Below are 13,995 nucleotides of genomic sequence, written 5' to 3'. Positions count from 1 at the left end.
GGGGCTAGTTGGCAAGTAAAAATTCGCCCCGCGCCTCACCGTTTTTGTGGCGATGCGACGCGGAGCGAATACTGTTACTACTTTTAGATAACCAAGCCTAGATAACCAGATCCTGCGCCAGCCGGAAGCTCACAACAGTCTCCGCCGGGAGAACGATATCGCGATTGCCGGTGAGGCCAGCTGCCGCCGTACCCGCTCCGCCGCCGGCCAGTCCGCCAATCAGCAGTCCTGTGCCGCCAGAGGCCACGCCGCCAATCAGCATGCCGAGGCCGGTTCCGCCGCCAATGAAGCCCCAGGAGCGCTTGCCCTTGCCCTTCTTCGAGCGCTGCAGGTCCGCCGTGCGGATGGGGTACTCCTGCCCGTTGATTTCAAGCCGCGTCAGGCGTAGCTCCAGGATCGAGCGTCCTTTGAAGTGCCCACGGCGATGCGCCGCATCCACAACGCCGCGAACGCGTGCGCCCTTGGGGATCACCGGGCCACCGTCCGGGCCGGTAACTGGCCGCACAATCTCGCCGGTAAAGCCATCGCCCACGCGTGCGGATTTCACGTTGATGGTCTGGTCAAGCCGAATGGCCAGCGTGGTTCCAGCTGGAACCGTCAGGTGCACCGGAGCCGGGGCCTGCGCCTGATTCGGACCTTGATTCGAGCCTTGGACCATAGGCTGCGCGGGTACCGGAGCCCCTGCAACCGGCTGCTGTGCTGCAGGCGCGCCCTGCCCATAGGTGCCCATAGGAGCACCCTGGCTGGCATCCATGCTGCTGCCCGGGCTCATGTTTTGCCCAACCGTAGAAATCACCGGATCATGCGCGGCAGGCTTGGGCTGGCCCGCAGGCGCGGGAACGGTGGAGGTGGCAATAGCCTGTTGCTTTTGACCCTGCGCGGGCGGCTGCACGGTGGTCGTGGTGGTGGTGCCGCTGTTGTCCACGGACACAACCTGCTGAGCCTGTCCCGACGAGGCAGCCTGTTGCTTGGCCTGTTCAATTGCTTTCTCTTGCTTGGAAGAGCACCCGGCGAAAATTCCAAGCGCCAATAATGCGGATGCAAACGCAGAAGTACGGATAGAAACCATACTCTAAAACCCTCCGTAATCGATGTATCTGTAAACTGCTTTATTCCTACATCCAGTTTAGATGCACTTTGGCGGCCTCAAGACGGCAGCCTATGAAAACTTACGTAATATCAACCGTTTATCGGCATCAAAAAACGGCGTCTACCTCTTCATCAGTTCCACAAACATCTTCTGGAAGCGCGGCAAATCAAGGTCCAACTGCGCATGCACAAGCCGCACCTGCGTCGCAGGCCTTAGCTTGTCAGTCCACGTAAGCGTGTCACCGTAGCTCGGCCCGTGGCTCAGGTCGATATCCATATACACAGTCTTTTCTTTGGTAATGAGCGAAGGGTCAAGCCAGGCGCATGCGGCCAGTTCGTCCCACAGGTAATAGCGGTCCTGGCTCCACGCGGCAATGTAGCGAGCCGTCGGTGACTTCGACTTCGCAATCTCATCCAGCATGGCCTGCGTAAACGGAGCCTTGATGGAGATATCGACCGTCGTCACATCAATGCGTGGGAAAGCTGCGCGCAATGCGATATGCGTAGCCTCCGGGTCAAACCAGAAGTTGAACTCATGCCGCGGGCTGGTCGCAAACTCCGGGTCGTCAGTCTGCGGATTGAGGCTCCCGCCCATCACCACAAGGCCCTGCGTGAGCGCCGCAAACTCCGGGTCAATCGAAACCGCCAGCGCAATGTTGGTCAGCGGCCCTGCGGCGTAAATCGTCACCTGGTGCGGATGCGCATGCACCTGCCGAATCAAAAAGTGCGCCGCGTCTTCGTCGATGGCCTTGAGCGCAGGTTTGCCTTCCGGCATCTGCGGAACCTCATACGGACCATGCTCCTTGAGATTTGCGGGAGTCACAGGCGTAACCGTGCTGCCATGCTCTTCCAGCGTCGTAGGTCCTTCGCCCCACGCGCCCAGCCACGTCACCTTGCCCACAAGCGAGGCATCCAGCCGCGTCTCTTCCTCTGTCCGTACCAGCGGAAACACCGCGCCCCGCGCCACGGGAATATCGCTATGCCCGGTCAGCTCCAGCATGCGCAGCGTATGCTGGGTCTCCTCATCGCGCCATGCGTTGCCGGTCACCATGGTGATGCCAAGCACCTGCACGTTGGGAGCCTGCAGCAGCGCAAGCATAGCCATCTGGTTCGAGCCGCCTGGCCCGGAGCCATCCTGGTCAATCAACACGAGACGCTTTTGCGCGGGAGAAACAACGGCCGAGGCCGCAACAAGCAGCAGGAAGAGAAGCTTGGCTTTCATTGAAGGTTATTGTGGCACAGGCGTGCCACAATCGAGCGTCTACCGCCGTCCGCCACTACGCGGGCGGCCCTGCTGCGGAACCGGCAGGTGCGTCTTGCCCTCTGGAAAGACAGCCAGAAAGCGGTCGCGGCCTTCGCCGTGGCTGGCAGTCTCCACGCCTTCAATCCCGCGCAGCGCAATGTGCAGCAAGCGCCGTTCGCGGCTGTTCATTGGAGGAAAAGCATAGGGCACGCCGGATTCCTTCACCTTGGCGGCGGCGGTTTCCGCGGCCATGGTCAGCTCAGCCTCGCGCAGAGCGCGAAAGTTGCCGGCGTCAAAGCTGATAAGGTTCTGCTCGCGCTGGTCGAGACGCAGAGCCTGCGCTGCAACCGTTTCCAAAGCGCGCAGCAACTCGCCATTGTGCTGTGTCAAGAGCGGCGTATCGGGGCCGGAAAGCTCCACCTGCAACTGAGGCGAATCCAAGTCTTGCGAGTCTGGACCATCGGCGTTACCGCCCGTGATGCGGTACTTCAGGCGGAATCCGCCAAGCTTGTTCAGATTGCCAAGCAATCCGGCAACTTTTTGTGCAGCCTGCTGCAAATCTTCTATCGGCATAACGTTAACCAGTATCGCAGACCGCGCCGGGCCGGAGAGGCAATCCGGCCCATGCGTGTGTTTTGTTTTAGAGCAGCTCGTAGCCCGCGAACCAGTAGCCAATCTCAAAGGCCGCGGTGTCCTCGGCATCAGAGCCGTGGATGGCGTTCTCTTCAATCGAGCCCGCAAACTGCTTGCGGATGGTGCCCTCTTCGGCGTTGGCCGGGTTGGTGGCGCCCATCAGCTTGCGCAGGTCGGCAATGGCGTTTTCCTTTTCCAGAACGAGCAGCACAATGGGGCCCGACGACATGAAGGTCGTCAGCGAGTCAAAGAACGGCCGTGCCGAATGCACGTGGTAAAAACCCTTGGCCTGCTCCTTGGAGATGGACAGCTTTTTGACGGCAACAATCTTGAAACCAGCCTTGGCAATCTCGGCCAGAATGTCGCCGGTGAATCCCTTGCGGACCGCGTCCGGCTTAATGATGCTGAAGGTGCGTTGTGACACTTGCGTAAAACTCCTCGGACAAAAATGTCCATATTGATTGTACTTTGCGCAGATGAAGGAAATGTGGTCGAGCGGTTTCCACGAGTCTGTTCCGCTCTCTCAATTTTTGGATTTGCCCCGTGAACGCTCTGGTGATTTCTCGTTGATCGAGGCCGCATTTCAATAGTGTTGACATGTACTATAATACTAGTACAATAGTTGTTGTGAAAGTGACACCCAAGAAGCCGCATCCGCCCTTTCGCTTCCGATTGGATACGGGAAGCGGCGTGCCGGTTTACCGCCAGATTATCGATCTGGTTTGTGGGGCATTGGCGTCAGGTGCGCTTATGACGGGCGATCAGTTACCCACAGTAAGGCAGCTCGCAGTGGATCTAGCCATCAACCCAAATACGGTGGTACGGGCCTATCGCGAGCTCGAACTCACCGGGTTGATTGAGACGCAACAAGGTACGGGCACCTTTATCAGCGCCCAGAAATTACCAAGTACAGAAGCGGAACGCGGGCGGCAGTTGCGCCAAATTGCTGGTGACGCTATTGCACGTGTTGGAGCCGCAGGGTTCACCATCGACGAATTTGTTGAGCAGTTGCGGGCCTGGCCCAAAGGACAGTCCTGAAGGAGAAGGTATGACACCGAAAATTAGCTTGCAGAACACGAACAGCGTAGCTGTAGCAGCATTTTTTGTATGCCTGCTCGCCGGAGGCATTGGCACCGCTGCAACGCAACGGCCCTACTCGATAATTGTCGGGGCAATAATCGGTATTTACCTGCTTTACGCTATCAAGGTTGTCCGCCAGTGGGAGAAAGCCGTAAAACTACATTTCGGCCGCTATGACGGACTCCGCAATCCAGGGCTTTGTCTCATCATCCCGATCATCGAAACTCTGAGCCAGTTCGTCGATCAACGAGTGCGTGTTGCCAATGTGTCAGCCGAGACTACGCTTACACGTGATACCGTGCCGGTGAACGTTGACGCGATCATCTTCTGGATGGTCTGGAACGCCGAGAAAGCGATCCTTGAGGTAGAAGACTACAACGACGCCATCACAATGAGCGCACAAACCGCGTTGCGTGAATCAATTGGCCGACACGACTTGCACCAGGTGTTAGCCGAGCGCGAGATGCTGGGCGAAGAGTTGCAAAAGGTCCTCGACTCCAAAACCAATCCTTGGGGCATTACCGTGCAATCGGTCGAGATTCGTGACGTGCAGATTCCTGCGCAACTACAGGATGCGATGTCGCGCGAGGCGCAGGCCGAACGTGAGCGCCGGGCACGTGTAATTCTGGGCACCGCCGAAACTGAGATTGCCGACAAATTCGCTGCGGCTGCGGCTATCTATAAGGATGATCCAGTCGCACTTCATCTGCGCGCAATGAACATGCTCTATGAAGCCATCAAGGAGCGCGGCTCGATGGTGATCGTGCCTTCATCCGCAGTGGAGACAATGGGGCTAGGTGGCATGCTGGCAACTGCAGCAATCAAGGACAAAGCACAGCCGGCAGCCTAATTGATTTGCAACGAGTAGAAAGAGCAGCACAGGACTTTTGAAAATGGCATGAATGTGTCAACAGTTGGGACCAAACTTCCCAATTCAAAGGTCAGCTAAACCTCACTTCGTCACGTGTTCTAAGTATGCTCGTCAGGCTGTCGTATTTTTCAGATGTGCAAGAGGTATCATCATGAACCGCATTGCTCGTCTATTTCTCAGCGCAGCATGGTTCGCATGCAGTATTGCGGATGCCAGCGAGCCTCATCGCCTCGCTGAGCCTTCAGGCTCTTACGGCATTGGCAGGGTCGCGTATGACTGGATCGACAACTCGCGCCTTGACACTCTTGGCGCGGATCCGAAGCGCAACCGCGAGCTGATGGTTTATCTCTGGTATCCAATTGAGCGTCTCGCTGCGGAACCGCACGGCGCATACATACCTGGAGCAAAGTTGATTAATGCCGATCCGGAAATCGCCTCCCACATGCGTGAGGGCTATGGCGAGGTGTGGTCGCAGATTCTCTCTGGTGCCGTCTACTCGCACGTCGTTGAGGATGCTCCGGCGGCCAGAAATCTCAGGCAGTTTCCCGTGGTGATCTTCTCGCATGGAGCGGGCGGTTCGAGCTTTGGCTATACTTCGCTCCTTGAATCGTTGGTGAGCCGCGGATACGTAGTGGCAGCAATCCAGCATCCCGGTACTGCGAACGTTGTTGTCTATCCCAATGGCCGGCTGGTCCCATTCTTTGAAGACACACCGCCGCCGGGTCTCACACCGGATCAGCGCCTTGAGCGCATGGGGCATCAGGTAGCGCTTGGAATCGAAGCGGGAGCTGCGGATGAGCGTTTCGTCCTTGACCGCCTGACTCAGGAGAACACCGCGAAAGCCAAACACTTCCCGCTAGCCGGCCGCCTCGCCCTGAGCCGTGTCGCAGTAATGGGCCATTCCGCCGGAGCGGATTTCGCTGCGCGAGCCTGTCAGCTTGATACACGCTTCCAAGCTTGCGTGGATCTCGATGGAGCCATGCCGCCCATTGCAGCGCTGCCCGAATATCCTGATGGCAAGACAATCCAGCATCCGCTGCTCTTTCTCGAAGCCTATCGCGACGAGGCTCACATCTTTGGGACGCACGAGCAAAAGCTGGCCTTCTTTCAAAAACAGAAGGTGCAGCTAGCCCGGTGTCCTGCGGGGAGCTACGATGTGGTGCTCAACCCGCCCGGCATGGTCCACGGCAGTTTCAGTGATTATCCAACGCTCAATGCCGGCAGTGCACCAGAGCAAACCGCACACGCGCTCCACAACCTTACCCTGGTACAGTCGTATATCCTTGCCTTTCTCGACAAGAACCTAAAGCGTCTTCCTGCGCCGCTGCTTGACGATCCCCATGCTTCGCATCCGGAAGCGGCGATTCAACACCTGGGTCAGTAGCCCAGAATGCTCGAATGTCAACTGTTGATTCCATGACAATACATTCACAGATGGATTCTGCTAGCCAGCTATTTGGATAACTACTCTACTGTTGAGAAGGCGTGTACAAGCTTGCTTTTCTGATCTGTAATCTCTGATCTCTGCTATCGTTCCTTCATGTCGCGCACAACTCTTTCCCTTGCTGCCGTTGCCGTTTTCTCGCTTGCCCCGGCCTGTCTTGCGCAGTCAGACGCACAGAAGCCTGAGCTGAAAGTCTTCGACCCGTCGCTCATTGACAAGACCGTGGACCCCTGCGACAACTTCTACCGCTATAGCTGCAACAACTGGTTCAAGCGCAACCCGCTGCCCGCCGACCAGGCCTCCTATGGCCGCTTTACCGAGCTATACGAACTGAACCGCACGCACCTGCGCGAGATTCTGGAAGTAGCCGCCGCCAAGCCTTCCGCCTCGCGCACGCCCAACGAGCAGAAGATTGGCGACGAGTACGCAAGCTGCATGGACTCCGCCGCCATCGACAAGCAGGGCCTCGCGCCCGTTCAGCCGGAGCTGGACCGCATCGCCGCGCTCAAGTCCAGGGCGGAGCTGCCCGCGCTGATCGCGCATCTGCACTACATCGGCGTAAATGCTTTCTTCGGTATGGGCTCCAATCAGGACTTTGCCGACGCAAGCCAGGTCATCAGCTTCTACGGCGCAGGCGGTCTTGGCCTGCCCGAGCGCGACTACTACACCCGCACCGATGCCAAATCCGTCGAGCAGCGCAAGCAGTACGTCGAGCATGTGAAGAAGATTCTCACGCTCGCCGGCGAGCCGGAAGCGCAGGCCGCAAAAGACGCCGAGACAGTGCTGGCTATCGAAACCCGCCTCGCAAAAGCCTCGCTGACCATTACCGAAGAGCGCGACCCGCAGAACCTGAACCATCCCACCGATGTGGCCACGTTCGGCAAGACGCTCACGCACTTTTCGCTGGCCAACTATCTCGCCGTAACGCACGCACCCACCACGGGCAAGATGAATGACGCGCAGCCAAAGTTCTTCGCTGAGTTCAACACGCTGGTGGAAGATACGCCGCTCGACCAGATCAAGACCTATCTGCGCTGGCATCTTCTGCATGCCTTCGCAGGAACCTCCATGCCCGCAGCCTTCGACGAGGAGACATGGAACTTCTACGCGCATGATTTGAACGGCGCGGAAAAGCAGCAGGACCGCTGGAAGCGCTGCACCACGCGCATTGACCGCGAGCTGGGCGAAGCGCTCGGCCAGGTTTACGTAGCGAAGTATTTCCCGCCCGACGCCAGGCAGCGCGCCTCGGCGATGACCGTTGCCATTGAAGATGCGATGGGCAAGGACATCGACGGCCTCGACTGGATGAGCGCGGAGACCAAGGTAAAGGCGAAGGAAAAGCTGCACGGGGTCATGAACAAAATCGGCTATCCCGACAAGTGGCGCGACTACTCTTCACTCTCCATCACACGCGGCGACGCTCTGGGCAACCAGATTCGCGCACATGAGTTCGAGTTCAATCGCGACCTCGCGAAGATTGGCAAGCCGGTAGACAAAGGCGAGTGGGGCATGACACCGCCCACGGTCAACGCCTACTACGACCCGCAGCAGAACAACGTCAACTTCCCCGCCGGATACTTCCAGCCGCCCTTCTTCAGCAACAAGGAAGACGACGCCGCCAACTACGGCGACATGGGCTCCACCATCGGCCACGAGCTCACGCACGGCTTTGACGATGAAGGCCGCCAGTTCGACAAGGACGGCAACCTGAAAGACTGGTGGACTAAGGAAGACGGCGAGAAGTTCACGCAGCGCGCGCAGTGCATGGTCAATCAGTATGACGCCATTGAAGCCGTGCCCGGTGTTCACCTCAACGGCAAGCTCACGCTCGGCGAAAACCTCGCCGACCTTGGCGGCCTGTGGCTGGCATGGCTTGCATGGGAAGAGCAGAACAAGCTCAACCACGTAGACATCACCGCCACAAAGGACGGATACACCGCGGATCAGCGCTTCTGGATTGCCTACGCGCAGCAGTGGTGCACGCAGACGCGCCCCGAGCAGCTACGCACCCAGGCGCAGACCGACCCCCACGCGCCGGACGAGTACCGAACCAACACCATCCTGCAGGATTTGCCGGAGTTCGCACAGAGCTTCAAGTGCAAAAAGACCGACAAGATGGTCAGCGCCAATCCTTGCAGGGTTTGGTAAGAAGGCAGGCCGGAGATTTATCCCCGGCAATCAAGCGCACAAAAAGAAAGCAGAAAGGCCCACCGCAAGGTGGGCCTTTGGTTTTAGCTAAAAGCTAAGAGCTAACGGCTAATAGCTGCCTTTACTTCCCAATCGCCTTAGCCAGCGTCTCACCCATCTCCGCAGGCGAAACCACAACATGAATGCCAGCCTCACGCATAGCATCCATCTTGCTGGCCGCAGTGCCTTCACCGCCAGAGATGATGGCGCCCGCATGGCCCATACGCCGTCCCGGAGGCGCCGTCTGCCCCGCGATGAAGCCCACAACAGGCTTCTTCACATTGGCCTTGACCCATGCCGCGGCCTCAATCTCAGCCGTTCCGCCAATCTCGCCAATCATGATGATGGCTTCGGTGTCAGGATCGTCATTGAGCAGCTTCAACGCATCGATGTGCGTCGTTCCGATAATCGGATCGCCGCCAATGCCGATAGCCGTAGACTGCCCAATCCCGCGCTGCGTGAGCTGGTGCACAGCCTCGTAAGTCAGCGTGCCCGACTTCGACACAATGCCCACCGAGCCCTGCTTATGAATCCGCCCCGGCATAATGCCAATCTTCGCCATGCCCGGAGAAATCACGCCAGGGCAGTTCGGCCCAATCAGCCGCGAAGAAGAGTGCTTAATCTTCGTCCACACCTTCACCATGTCCAGTGTCGGAATGCCCTCCGTAATGCAGACAATCAGCGGAATCCCTGCGTCCTCAGCTTCGAGAATCGCATCGGCAGCAAACGGTGGTGGCACAAAAATCATCGTCGCATTCGCGCCTGTTTCCTTCACCGCATCGGCAACGGTGTTAAACACCGGCCAGTCTTCGTGAACCGTTCGGCCCTTGCCCGGAGTCACGCCGCCAACAACTTTCGTGCCGTACTCAGCGCAGCCCTTCGCGTGGAACGTGCCTTCCTTACCCGTAATGCCCTGAACAATGAGCCGCGTGTCGTTATTAACAAGAACCGCCATGAAATACAGCTCCTAGCTTCTAGCTTCTAGCTACTAGCTCTTCAAAGACTGGATGAACGCCCCGAGCATCTTGGATGTCTCGACACAGAGAGATTCGGATTGCTTCAATAAGGCCGAATCACCAATCTTAAGCTGCTTTGCAACAAGAAGCTGGGTTTGAACTTCATATGTTGAACCTTGTGCAATATTCAAGAACTGCCTGAACTCGCCAATCGGTCCCTCTTCCTCGACCCTCCGCAATATTGCTTGCAACCGAAACACTGGCGCGACGCAACTGCGAAGTCAATCCATACTGCTCATCTTTGGGAAATGTCCGAGTCAACTCATAGATTGCAACGGTCATCTGCATTGCTCGTTGCCAAACTATAAGATCCTGAAAATCTTGCGCCAACAGCCATCCCCATCGAAAATCTTGCTCTGCTTTTAGCTGGAAGCTAGCAGCTAGAGGCTAGAAGCTGCCTCTAGGCTGCCACTCCCTTCGCGGCTGCTACCACCAATTCCGCTGCTTCCTTCATCGTTGCTCCGACTTGGAAATTCAATCCTGATTCCTTAAGAATCTTGCGGCCTTCCTCGACATTCGTGCCCTCAAGCCGCAGCACAATCGGAACCTGCACATTCAGGTTCTTCGCCGCCGCCACAACACCCGTCGCCAGCCGGTCCACACGCAAAATACCGCCAAAGATATTGATGAAGATGGCCTTCACGTTCGCGTCGGAAAGCAGAATCGCAAACGCATGCTCAATCTGCTCCTGTGTAGCACCGCCGCCCACATCAAGGAAGTTCGCCGGCGAACCGCCCGCGTACTGAATAATGTCCATCGTCGCCATCGCAAGGCCCGCGCCGTTCACCATGCAGGCAATCGAGCCATCCAGCTTGATGTAGTTCAACGCATACTTGCTCGCTTCCACTTCGAGCGGGTCTTCCTCCGCCACGTCGCGCAGCGCCTTGATTTCGGGATGACGGAACAACGCGTTGTCGTCGAAGTTCATCTTCGCGTCCAGCGCAAACAGCTTGTCATCCTTCGTCGTAATGAAAGGATTAATCTCAAGCAACGAAGCGTCGGTTTCAATAAACGCCTTGTACAAGCTCTGCAAGAATTTCACTGCATCGTTAATCTGCGTCGGCTTCAGCCCCAGCGCAAAGGCCAGCTTGCGCGCCTGGTACGCTCCAAGCCCAATCGCCGGGTCAATCGCTTCCTTGTAGATAGCGCTAGGGTCCTTCGCGGCAACTTCTTCAATCTCCATGCCGCCCGCCTGCGAAGCCATAAAGACCAGCTTGCCCTGCGCACGGTCGAGAACAATGCCCAGATAAAGCTCGCGGTCAATCGCAGCCGTCTCTTCAATCAGCAACCGCTGCACCTTCTGCCCCTGCGGCCCGGTCTGGTGCGTAATCAGCTGCATGCCGAGAATGTTCTTCACATGCTCTTCGGCATCCTCGCGCGTCTTGGCGACTTTCACACCGCCGCCCTTGCCGCGGCCTCCGGCATGAATCTGCGCTTTCACAACCACGCCATTCGCGCCCTCGGCAAACAGCTTCCGCGCCACGGCAGAAGCCTCTTCCGGCGTATTCGCCACTTCGCCCTTGGGCACGGCCACGCCGTACTTCGCAAGGATTTCCTTCGCCTGGTACTCGTGAATTTTCATAATGTCTTTGGAACCGCCACGCCGCTGAAAGATTTTTTGAGAGTGAAAAAACTGCACAGGCCAGCGGTACCTGCATACTAGCGCCCACAGCTTACGACCGGCAACGCACAGTGTGACGAGAACCACCAGTAAGTGGGACGCATATTCGGGCGTTACCATAATGAGAGATACAAAGGGAAATACGAGCCCAACATAATGAGTCATGTCAAAGAACTGTTAAAACCCCTTGCCGAAGACGGCTCCGCGCTCACGCGTGAGCAGGCCGCCGATGTACTGAAGGAAATCCTCACCGGCAACGTGCCGGAAGTAGAAACCGCAGCCCTGCTGGCGGTCATGGCCACACGCGGCGAGCAGGCCGCCGAGCTTGCGGGCTTCGTCGATGTCATGCGCGCCAACTCCGTGCCCGTTCCGCTCACGGATGCCGAGCGCGAAGAGCTTGTCGATACCTGCGGCACCGGCGGCGGCGGCCCGCTTACCTTCAACATCTCGTCCGGCGCGGCGCTTGTAGCCGCAGCCGCCGGAGCCAAGGTTGCCAAACACGGCAACCGCGCCGTCACCTCGCGCTGTGGCTCTGCAGACGTGCTCGAAGCGTTAGGCGTGCCCATCACGCTCGGCCCCGAGCTCGCCGCGGAATGCCTCCGCACCACGGGCTTCGTCTTTCTCTACGCGCCGCACTATCACCCCACGGCAAAAGCCATCGGCCCGCTGCGCAAATCGCTCGGCTTCCGCACCATCTTCAACCTCGCTGGCCCCATCACCAACCCTGCCGGAGCGCGTAATCAGGTCATCGGCGTTCTCGCACCCAGCCGCGTGCTGCTCGTAGGCCGCACGCTGTCCACGCTCGGCGCAAAACACGCCTTCATCGTGCACGGCTCCGACGGCATCGACGAATTAACAACCACAGGCGAGTCCGTCGTAGCGCGAGTCTTTGAAGAAGAGCCCGGCAAGCCGCCCACCATGAAGGCCGCCCGCATCACGCCAGAGATGGCAGGCCTCCCCGTCGCCAAGCTCGAAGACTTCACCGGCGGCGACGTAGACATGAACACCTCGCTGCTCTACGACGTAATCACCGGCATCCCCGGCGCGCGCCGCGACATTGTCCTGCTCAACGCCGCAGCCGCTCTGGTCGCCGCAGGCATCGCAGGCGACTTAAAAGAAGGCGTAGCCCGCGGCGCGGAAGCAATCGACTCCGGCGAGGCCGCCGCCACGCTCGCCAAGTTGCGCCAGTTTGGCGAAAAATACGCGGAGAAGAAGTAAGCTGGTCTACGTCCAAGCAAGAGTAAGGGGGCAAGCTCGATGAAAGTTTCTCTTCTCCCGGTAGCCATGTTGGGAGCTATCTTCGTTTCCAGCGCCGCGGCAGGCGCACAGCAGATTGGCCAGCCGCAGCTCGCAATCGGTTCCGCCAACCGCACGCTTTCCGTCTCCGCAACTGAGACGGTAACCGCTGAGCCGGACGTGGCCATCCTGCACATCGGCTTTGAGACCGACCCGCAGGATGCCAAGTCGGCCTACGCCACAGGCTCGCGCACCTCCAACGCCATCATCAGCGCCGTCAAGGGCGCGGGCATTGCCGACAGCGAAATCCGCAGCCAATCGCAGTACCTCAACCGCTATTACGACCCCACCGGCAAAAACAAGCAGAGCCTCTTCAAGCTCTCGCAGCAGTGGACGGTAAAAACCTCCCCATCCCGCGCCGCCGAAATTCTGGACACCGCCGTCAATGCCGGAGCCAACTCCAGCGGCGAAATCGAGTGGACCGTCAAAGATGAAAAAGCCCTCGAACAGCAGGCGCTCGACAAGGCCGCCACCCGCGCCCGGGAAAACGCCGCTGTGCTGGCCAAAGGCATGGGCGTCAAGCTCGGTAATCTTGTCTACGTCAGCAATGAGCTTTCGGCGGAGTCCGTCATTCGCCCGCGCGTGATGGCGATGAAGGCGTGGGTCGCATCCGCGCCGGAACCGCTGGCCATCGAGCCGCACACCGTCACGCGCCAGGCCACAGTCCACGCCGTCTTTGGAATTGAGTAAGGCGTTTTGATGCGAAACAGCATGGTCCCGGCGGCTCTTCCGCTGCGTATCAGGGAGTTACCGCGATGAATTTCCGAAAAGCCGCAATACCTGCGCTTGCCGTTCTTTGTGTTGCCGCCGCGGCCTCCGCGCAAACCATCCAGATCAACCGCGACAACAAGACCATCGCCATCAGCACCACGGATGAAGCGACGGAGACAGCCGACATCGCCGCCATCAACGTCGGATTTGAGATCTTCGGCCCCAATTCCGACAGCACCTACGCCGATGCCGGCAAGCGCTCGCAGGCAATTCTCGCCGCTCTTCATAAAGCCGGTGTGGAAGACAAGAGCATAGAAAGCGGCGGGCAAAGCCTGCAGCGGAACACGAACTTCAACGAAAAAGACACGCCGGAAGACCGCGCAAAGCGCCAGTTCATCTTTCGCCAGAACTGGACCGTCAGCGCCACTCCGAAAGACGCGGCAGAGGTAATTCGTCTTGCCATTGCTACGGGAGCAAACGAGACAGGCAACATCGAATGGCGTCTATCCGACCGCAAAGCGCTCCAGGCAAAAGCCGCTGCCACAGCTCTCGTCAAGGCCCGCGCCGTAGCGGAACAGATGGCCGCCGGGCTGAACGTAAAGCTCGGCGCACTCATCTACGCCAGCAATGAGACGCCAAATACAAGAATCTTCTTCGCCCATCCAAACGGCATAGGCTACGGGGTGGGAGGAGGGATGGCATCAGCAGTAGGAGCTCTGGTACCCGCGCCCGCACTCGAAATCCGCCCGCAAACCATCCGCGAAGAAGCCACGGTCTACGCCGTCTTCGCCATCGAGCCATAGC

At 58.5% G+C, this 13,995-nt stretch carries 15 protein-coding genes; 7 read left to right on the top strand and 8 right to left on the bottom strand.

Going from position 1 to position 13,995, the window contains the following annotated elements; all coding sequences use genetic code 11:
* Nucleotides 1–97 precede the first annotated feature (97 nt).
* The 4 genes from AC5S3R_RS03745 to ndk all read right to left on the bottom strand — a co-directional run bounded on the left by AC5S3R_RS03745 (nucleotide 98) and on the right by ndk (nucleotide 3,389).
* Nucleotides 98–1,069, bottom strand: coding sequence for a hypothetical protein (locus tag AC5S3R_RS03745; RefSeq protein ID WP_494265351.1), 972 nt, complete (start codon nucleotides 1,067–1,069; stop codon nucleotides 98–100).
* A 141-nt stretch (nucleotides 1,070–1,210) separates the two neighbouring features.
* Nucleotides 1,211–2,311 (bottom strand): nucleoside hydrolase, encoded by a 1,101-nt coding sequence (locus tag AC5S3R_RS03740; protein WP_494265350.1) that lies wholly within the window; start codon nucleotides 2,309–2,311, stop codon nucleotides 1,211–1,213.
* Between the two features lie 39 nt (nucleotides 2,312–2,350).
* Entirely contained in the window at nucleotides 2,351–2,905 is a 555-nt protein-coding gene (locus AC5S3R_RS03735) for a Jag family protein (RefSeq protein ID WP_494265348.1), read from the bottom strand.
* 67 nt (nucleotides 2,906–2,972) lie between these two features.
* Nucleotides 2,973–3,389 (bottom strand): nucleoside-diphosphate kinase, encoded by a 417-nt coding sequence (gene ndk, locus AC5S3R_RS03730; RefSeq protein ID WP_494265347.1) that lies wholly within the window; start codon nucleotides 3,387–3,389, stop codon nucleotides 2,973–2,975.
* A gap of 173 nt (nucleotides 3,390–3,562) precedes the next feature.
* On the opposite strand from ndk, the gene AC5S3R_RS03725 reads away from it, so the two are divergent.
* The 4 genes from AC5S3R_RS03725 to AC5S3R_RS03710 all read left to right on the top strand — a co-directional run bounded on the left by AC5S3R_RS03725 (nucleotide 3,563) and on the right by AC5S3R_RS03710 (nucleotide 8,508).
* Entirely contained in the window at nucleotides 3,563–4,003 is a 441-nt protein-coding gene (locus AC5S3R_RS03725) for a GntR family transcriptional regulator (RefSeq protein WP_494265346.1), read from the top strand.
* 10 nt (nucleotides 4,004–4,013) lie between these two features.
* Nucleotides 4,014–4,895, top strand: a complete 882-nt coding sequence (locus AC5S3R_RS03720) for a slipin family protein (RefSeq protein WP_494265344.1) — start codon at nucleotides 4,014–4,016, stop codon at nucleotides 4,893–4,895.
* A gap of 172 nt (nucleotides 4,896–5,067) precedes the next feature.
* A complete protein-coding gene (locus AC5S3R_RS03715) occupies nucleotides 5,068–6,300 on the top strand; it encodes an alpha/beta hydrolase family protein (protein ID WP_494265343.1) in 1,233 nt (410 codons plus the stop codon).
* Nucleotides 6,301–6,456: 156 nt separating this feature from the next.
* Complete coding sequence (locus tag AC5S3R_RS03710) at nucleotides 6,457–8,508, top strand: M13 family metallopeptidase (protein WP_494265342.1); 2,052 nt, start codon at nucleotides 6,457–6,459, stop codon at nucleotides 8,506–8,508.
* 121 nt (nucleotides 8,509–8,629) lie between these two features.
* Here the strand turns inward: AC5S3R_RS03710 and sucD are convergent, their stop codons facing one another.
* The 4 genes from sucD to sucC form a co-directional block, all read right to left on the bottom strand.
* On the bottom strand, nucleotides 8,630–9,502 hold the full coding sequence (gene sucD / locus AC5S3R_RS03705) for a succinate--CoA ligase subunit alpha (protein ID WP_494265340.1): 873 nt from the start codon (nucleotides 9,500–9,502) through the stop codon (nucleotides 8,630–8,632).
* Between the two features lie 33 nt (nucleotides 9,503–9,535).
* A complete protein-coding gene (locus AC5S3R_RS03700) occupies nucleotides 9,536–9,694 on the bottom strand; it encodes a four helix bundle protein (protein ID WP_494265339.1) in 159 nt (52 codons plus the stop codon).
* A complete protein-coding gene (locus tag AC5S3R_RS03695) occupies nucleotides 9,666–9,845 on the bottom strand; it encodes a four helix bundle protein (RefSeq protein ID WP_494265406.1) in 180 nt (59 codons plus the stop codon). The genes AC5S3R_RS03700 and AC5S3R_RS03695 overlap by 29 nt, the downstream gene beginning before the upstream one ends.
* A 118-nt stretch (nucleotides 9,846–9,963) precedes the next feature.
* Nucleotides 9,964–11,145 (bottom strand): ADP-forming succinate--CoA ligase subunit beta, encoded by a 1,182-nt coding sequence (gene sucC, locus AC5S3R_RS03690; RefSeq protein WP_494265337.1) that lies wholly within the window; start codon nucleotides 11,143–11,145, stop codon nucleotides 9,964–9,966.
* A gap of 195 nt (nucleotides 11,146–11,340) precedes the next feature.
* On the opposite strand from sucC, the gene trpD reads away from it, so the two are divergent.
* The 3 genes from trpD (at nucleotide 11,341) to AC5S3R_RS03675 (ending at nucleotide 13,994) form a co-directional block, all read left to right on the top strand.
* Nucleotides 11,341–12,402, top strand: coding sequence for an anthranilate phosphoribosyltransferase (trpD, locus tag AC5S3R_RS03685; RefSeq protein ID WP_494265335.1), 1,062 nt, complete (start codon nucleotides 11,341–11,343; stop codon nucleotides 12,400–12,402).
* A gap of 39 nt (nucleotides 12,403–12,441) precedes the next feature.
* The gene (locus AC5S3R_RS03680) at nucleotides 12,442–13,170 is read left to right on the top strand and encodes an SIMPL domain-containing protein (protein ID WP_494265334.1); all 729 of its coding nucleotides are present in this window, start codon (nucleotides 12,442–12,444) and stop codon (nucleotides 13,168–13,170) included.
* A 65-nt stretch (nucleotides 13,171–13,235) separates the two neighbouring features.
* Nucleotides 13,236–13,994 carry an SIMPL domain-containing protein gene (locus AC5S3R_RS03675; protein ID WP_494265332.1) on the top strand — a complete coding sequence of 253 codons (759 nt, stop codon included), beginning with the start codon at nucleotides 13,236–13,238 and terminating at the stop codon, nucleotides 13,992–13,994.
* Nucleotide 13,995 lies beyond the last annotated feature (1 nt).

This window comes from Occallatibacter sp. FHG110214_02, assembly GCF_059115385.1.
Note: the sequence above shows the minus strand (reverse complement) of the source record. Positions and strands in the feature narration are given on the sequence as shown.

Excerpts from the sequence above, each read along its gene's own strand:
- AC5S3R_RS03745 (WP_494265351.1), bottom strand. The coding sequence starts at position 1,069 with ATGGTTTCTATCCGTACTTCTGCGTTTGCATCCGCATTATTGGCGCTT.
- AC5S3R_RS03740 (WP_494265350.1), bottom strand. The coding sequence starts at position 2,311 with ATGAAAGCCAAGCTTCTCTTCCTGCTGCTTGTTGCGGCCTCGGCCGTT.
- AC5S3R_RS03735 (WP_494265348.1), bottom strand. The coding sequence starts at position 2,905 with ATGCCGATAGAAGATTTGCAGCAGGCTGCACAAAAAGTTGCCGGATTG.
- AC5S3R_RS03725 (WP_494265346.1), top strand. The coding sequence starts at position 3,563 with ATGTACTATAATACTAGTACAATAGTTGTTGTGAAAGTGACACCCAAG.
- AC5S3R_RS03720 (WP_494265344.1), top strand. The coding sequence starts at position 4,014 with ATGACACCGAAAATTAGCTTGCAGAACACGAACAGCGTAGCTGTAGCA.
- AC5S3R_RS03715 (WP_494265343.1), top strand. The coding sequence starts at position 5,068 with ATGAACCGCATTGCTCGTCTATTTCTCAGCGCAGCATGGTTCGCATGC.
- AC5S3R_RS03710 (WP_494265342.1), top strand. The coding sequence starts at position 6,457 with ATGTCGCGCACAACTCTTTCCCTTGCTGCCGTTGCCGTTTTCTCGCTT.
- sucD (WP_494265340.1), bottom strand. The coding sequence starts at position 9,502 with ATGGCGGTTCTTGTTAATAACGACACGCGGCTCATTGTTCAGGGCATT.
- AC5S3R_RS03695 (WP_494265406.1), bottom strand. The coding sequence starts at position 9,845 with ATGACCGTTGCAATCTATGAGTTGACTCGGACATTTCCCAAAGATGAG.
- sucC (WP_494265337.1), bottom strand. The coding sequence starts at position 11,145 with ATGAAAATTCACGAGTACCAGGCGAAGGAAATCCTTGCGAAGTACGGC.
- trpD (WP_494265335.1), top strand. The coding sequence starts at position 11,341 with ATGAGTCATGTCAAAGAACTGTTAAAACCCCTTGCCGAAGACGGCTCC.
- AC5S3R_RS03680 (WP_494265334.1), top strand. The coding sequence starts at position 12,442 with ATGAAAGTTTCTCTTCTCCCGGTAGCCATGTTGGGAGCTATCTTCGTT.
- AC5S3R_RS03675 (WP_494265332.1), top strand. The coding sequence starts at position 13,236 with ATGAATTTCCGAAAAGCCGCAATACCTGCGCTTGCCGTTCTTTGTGTT.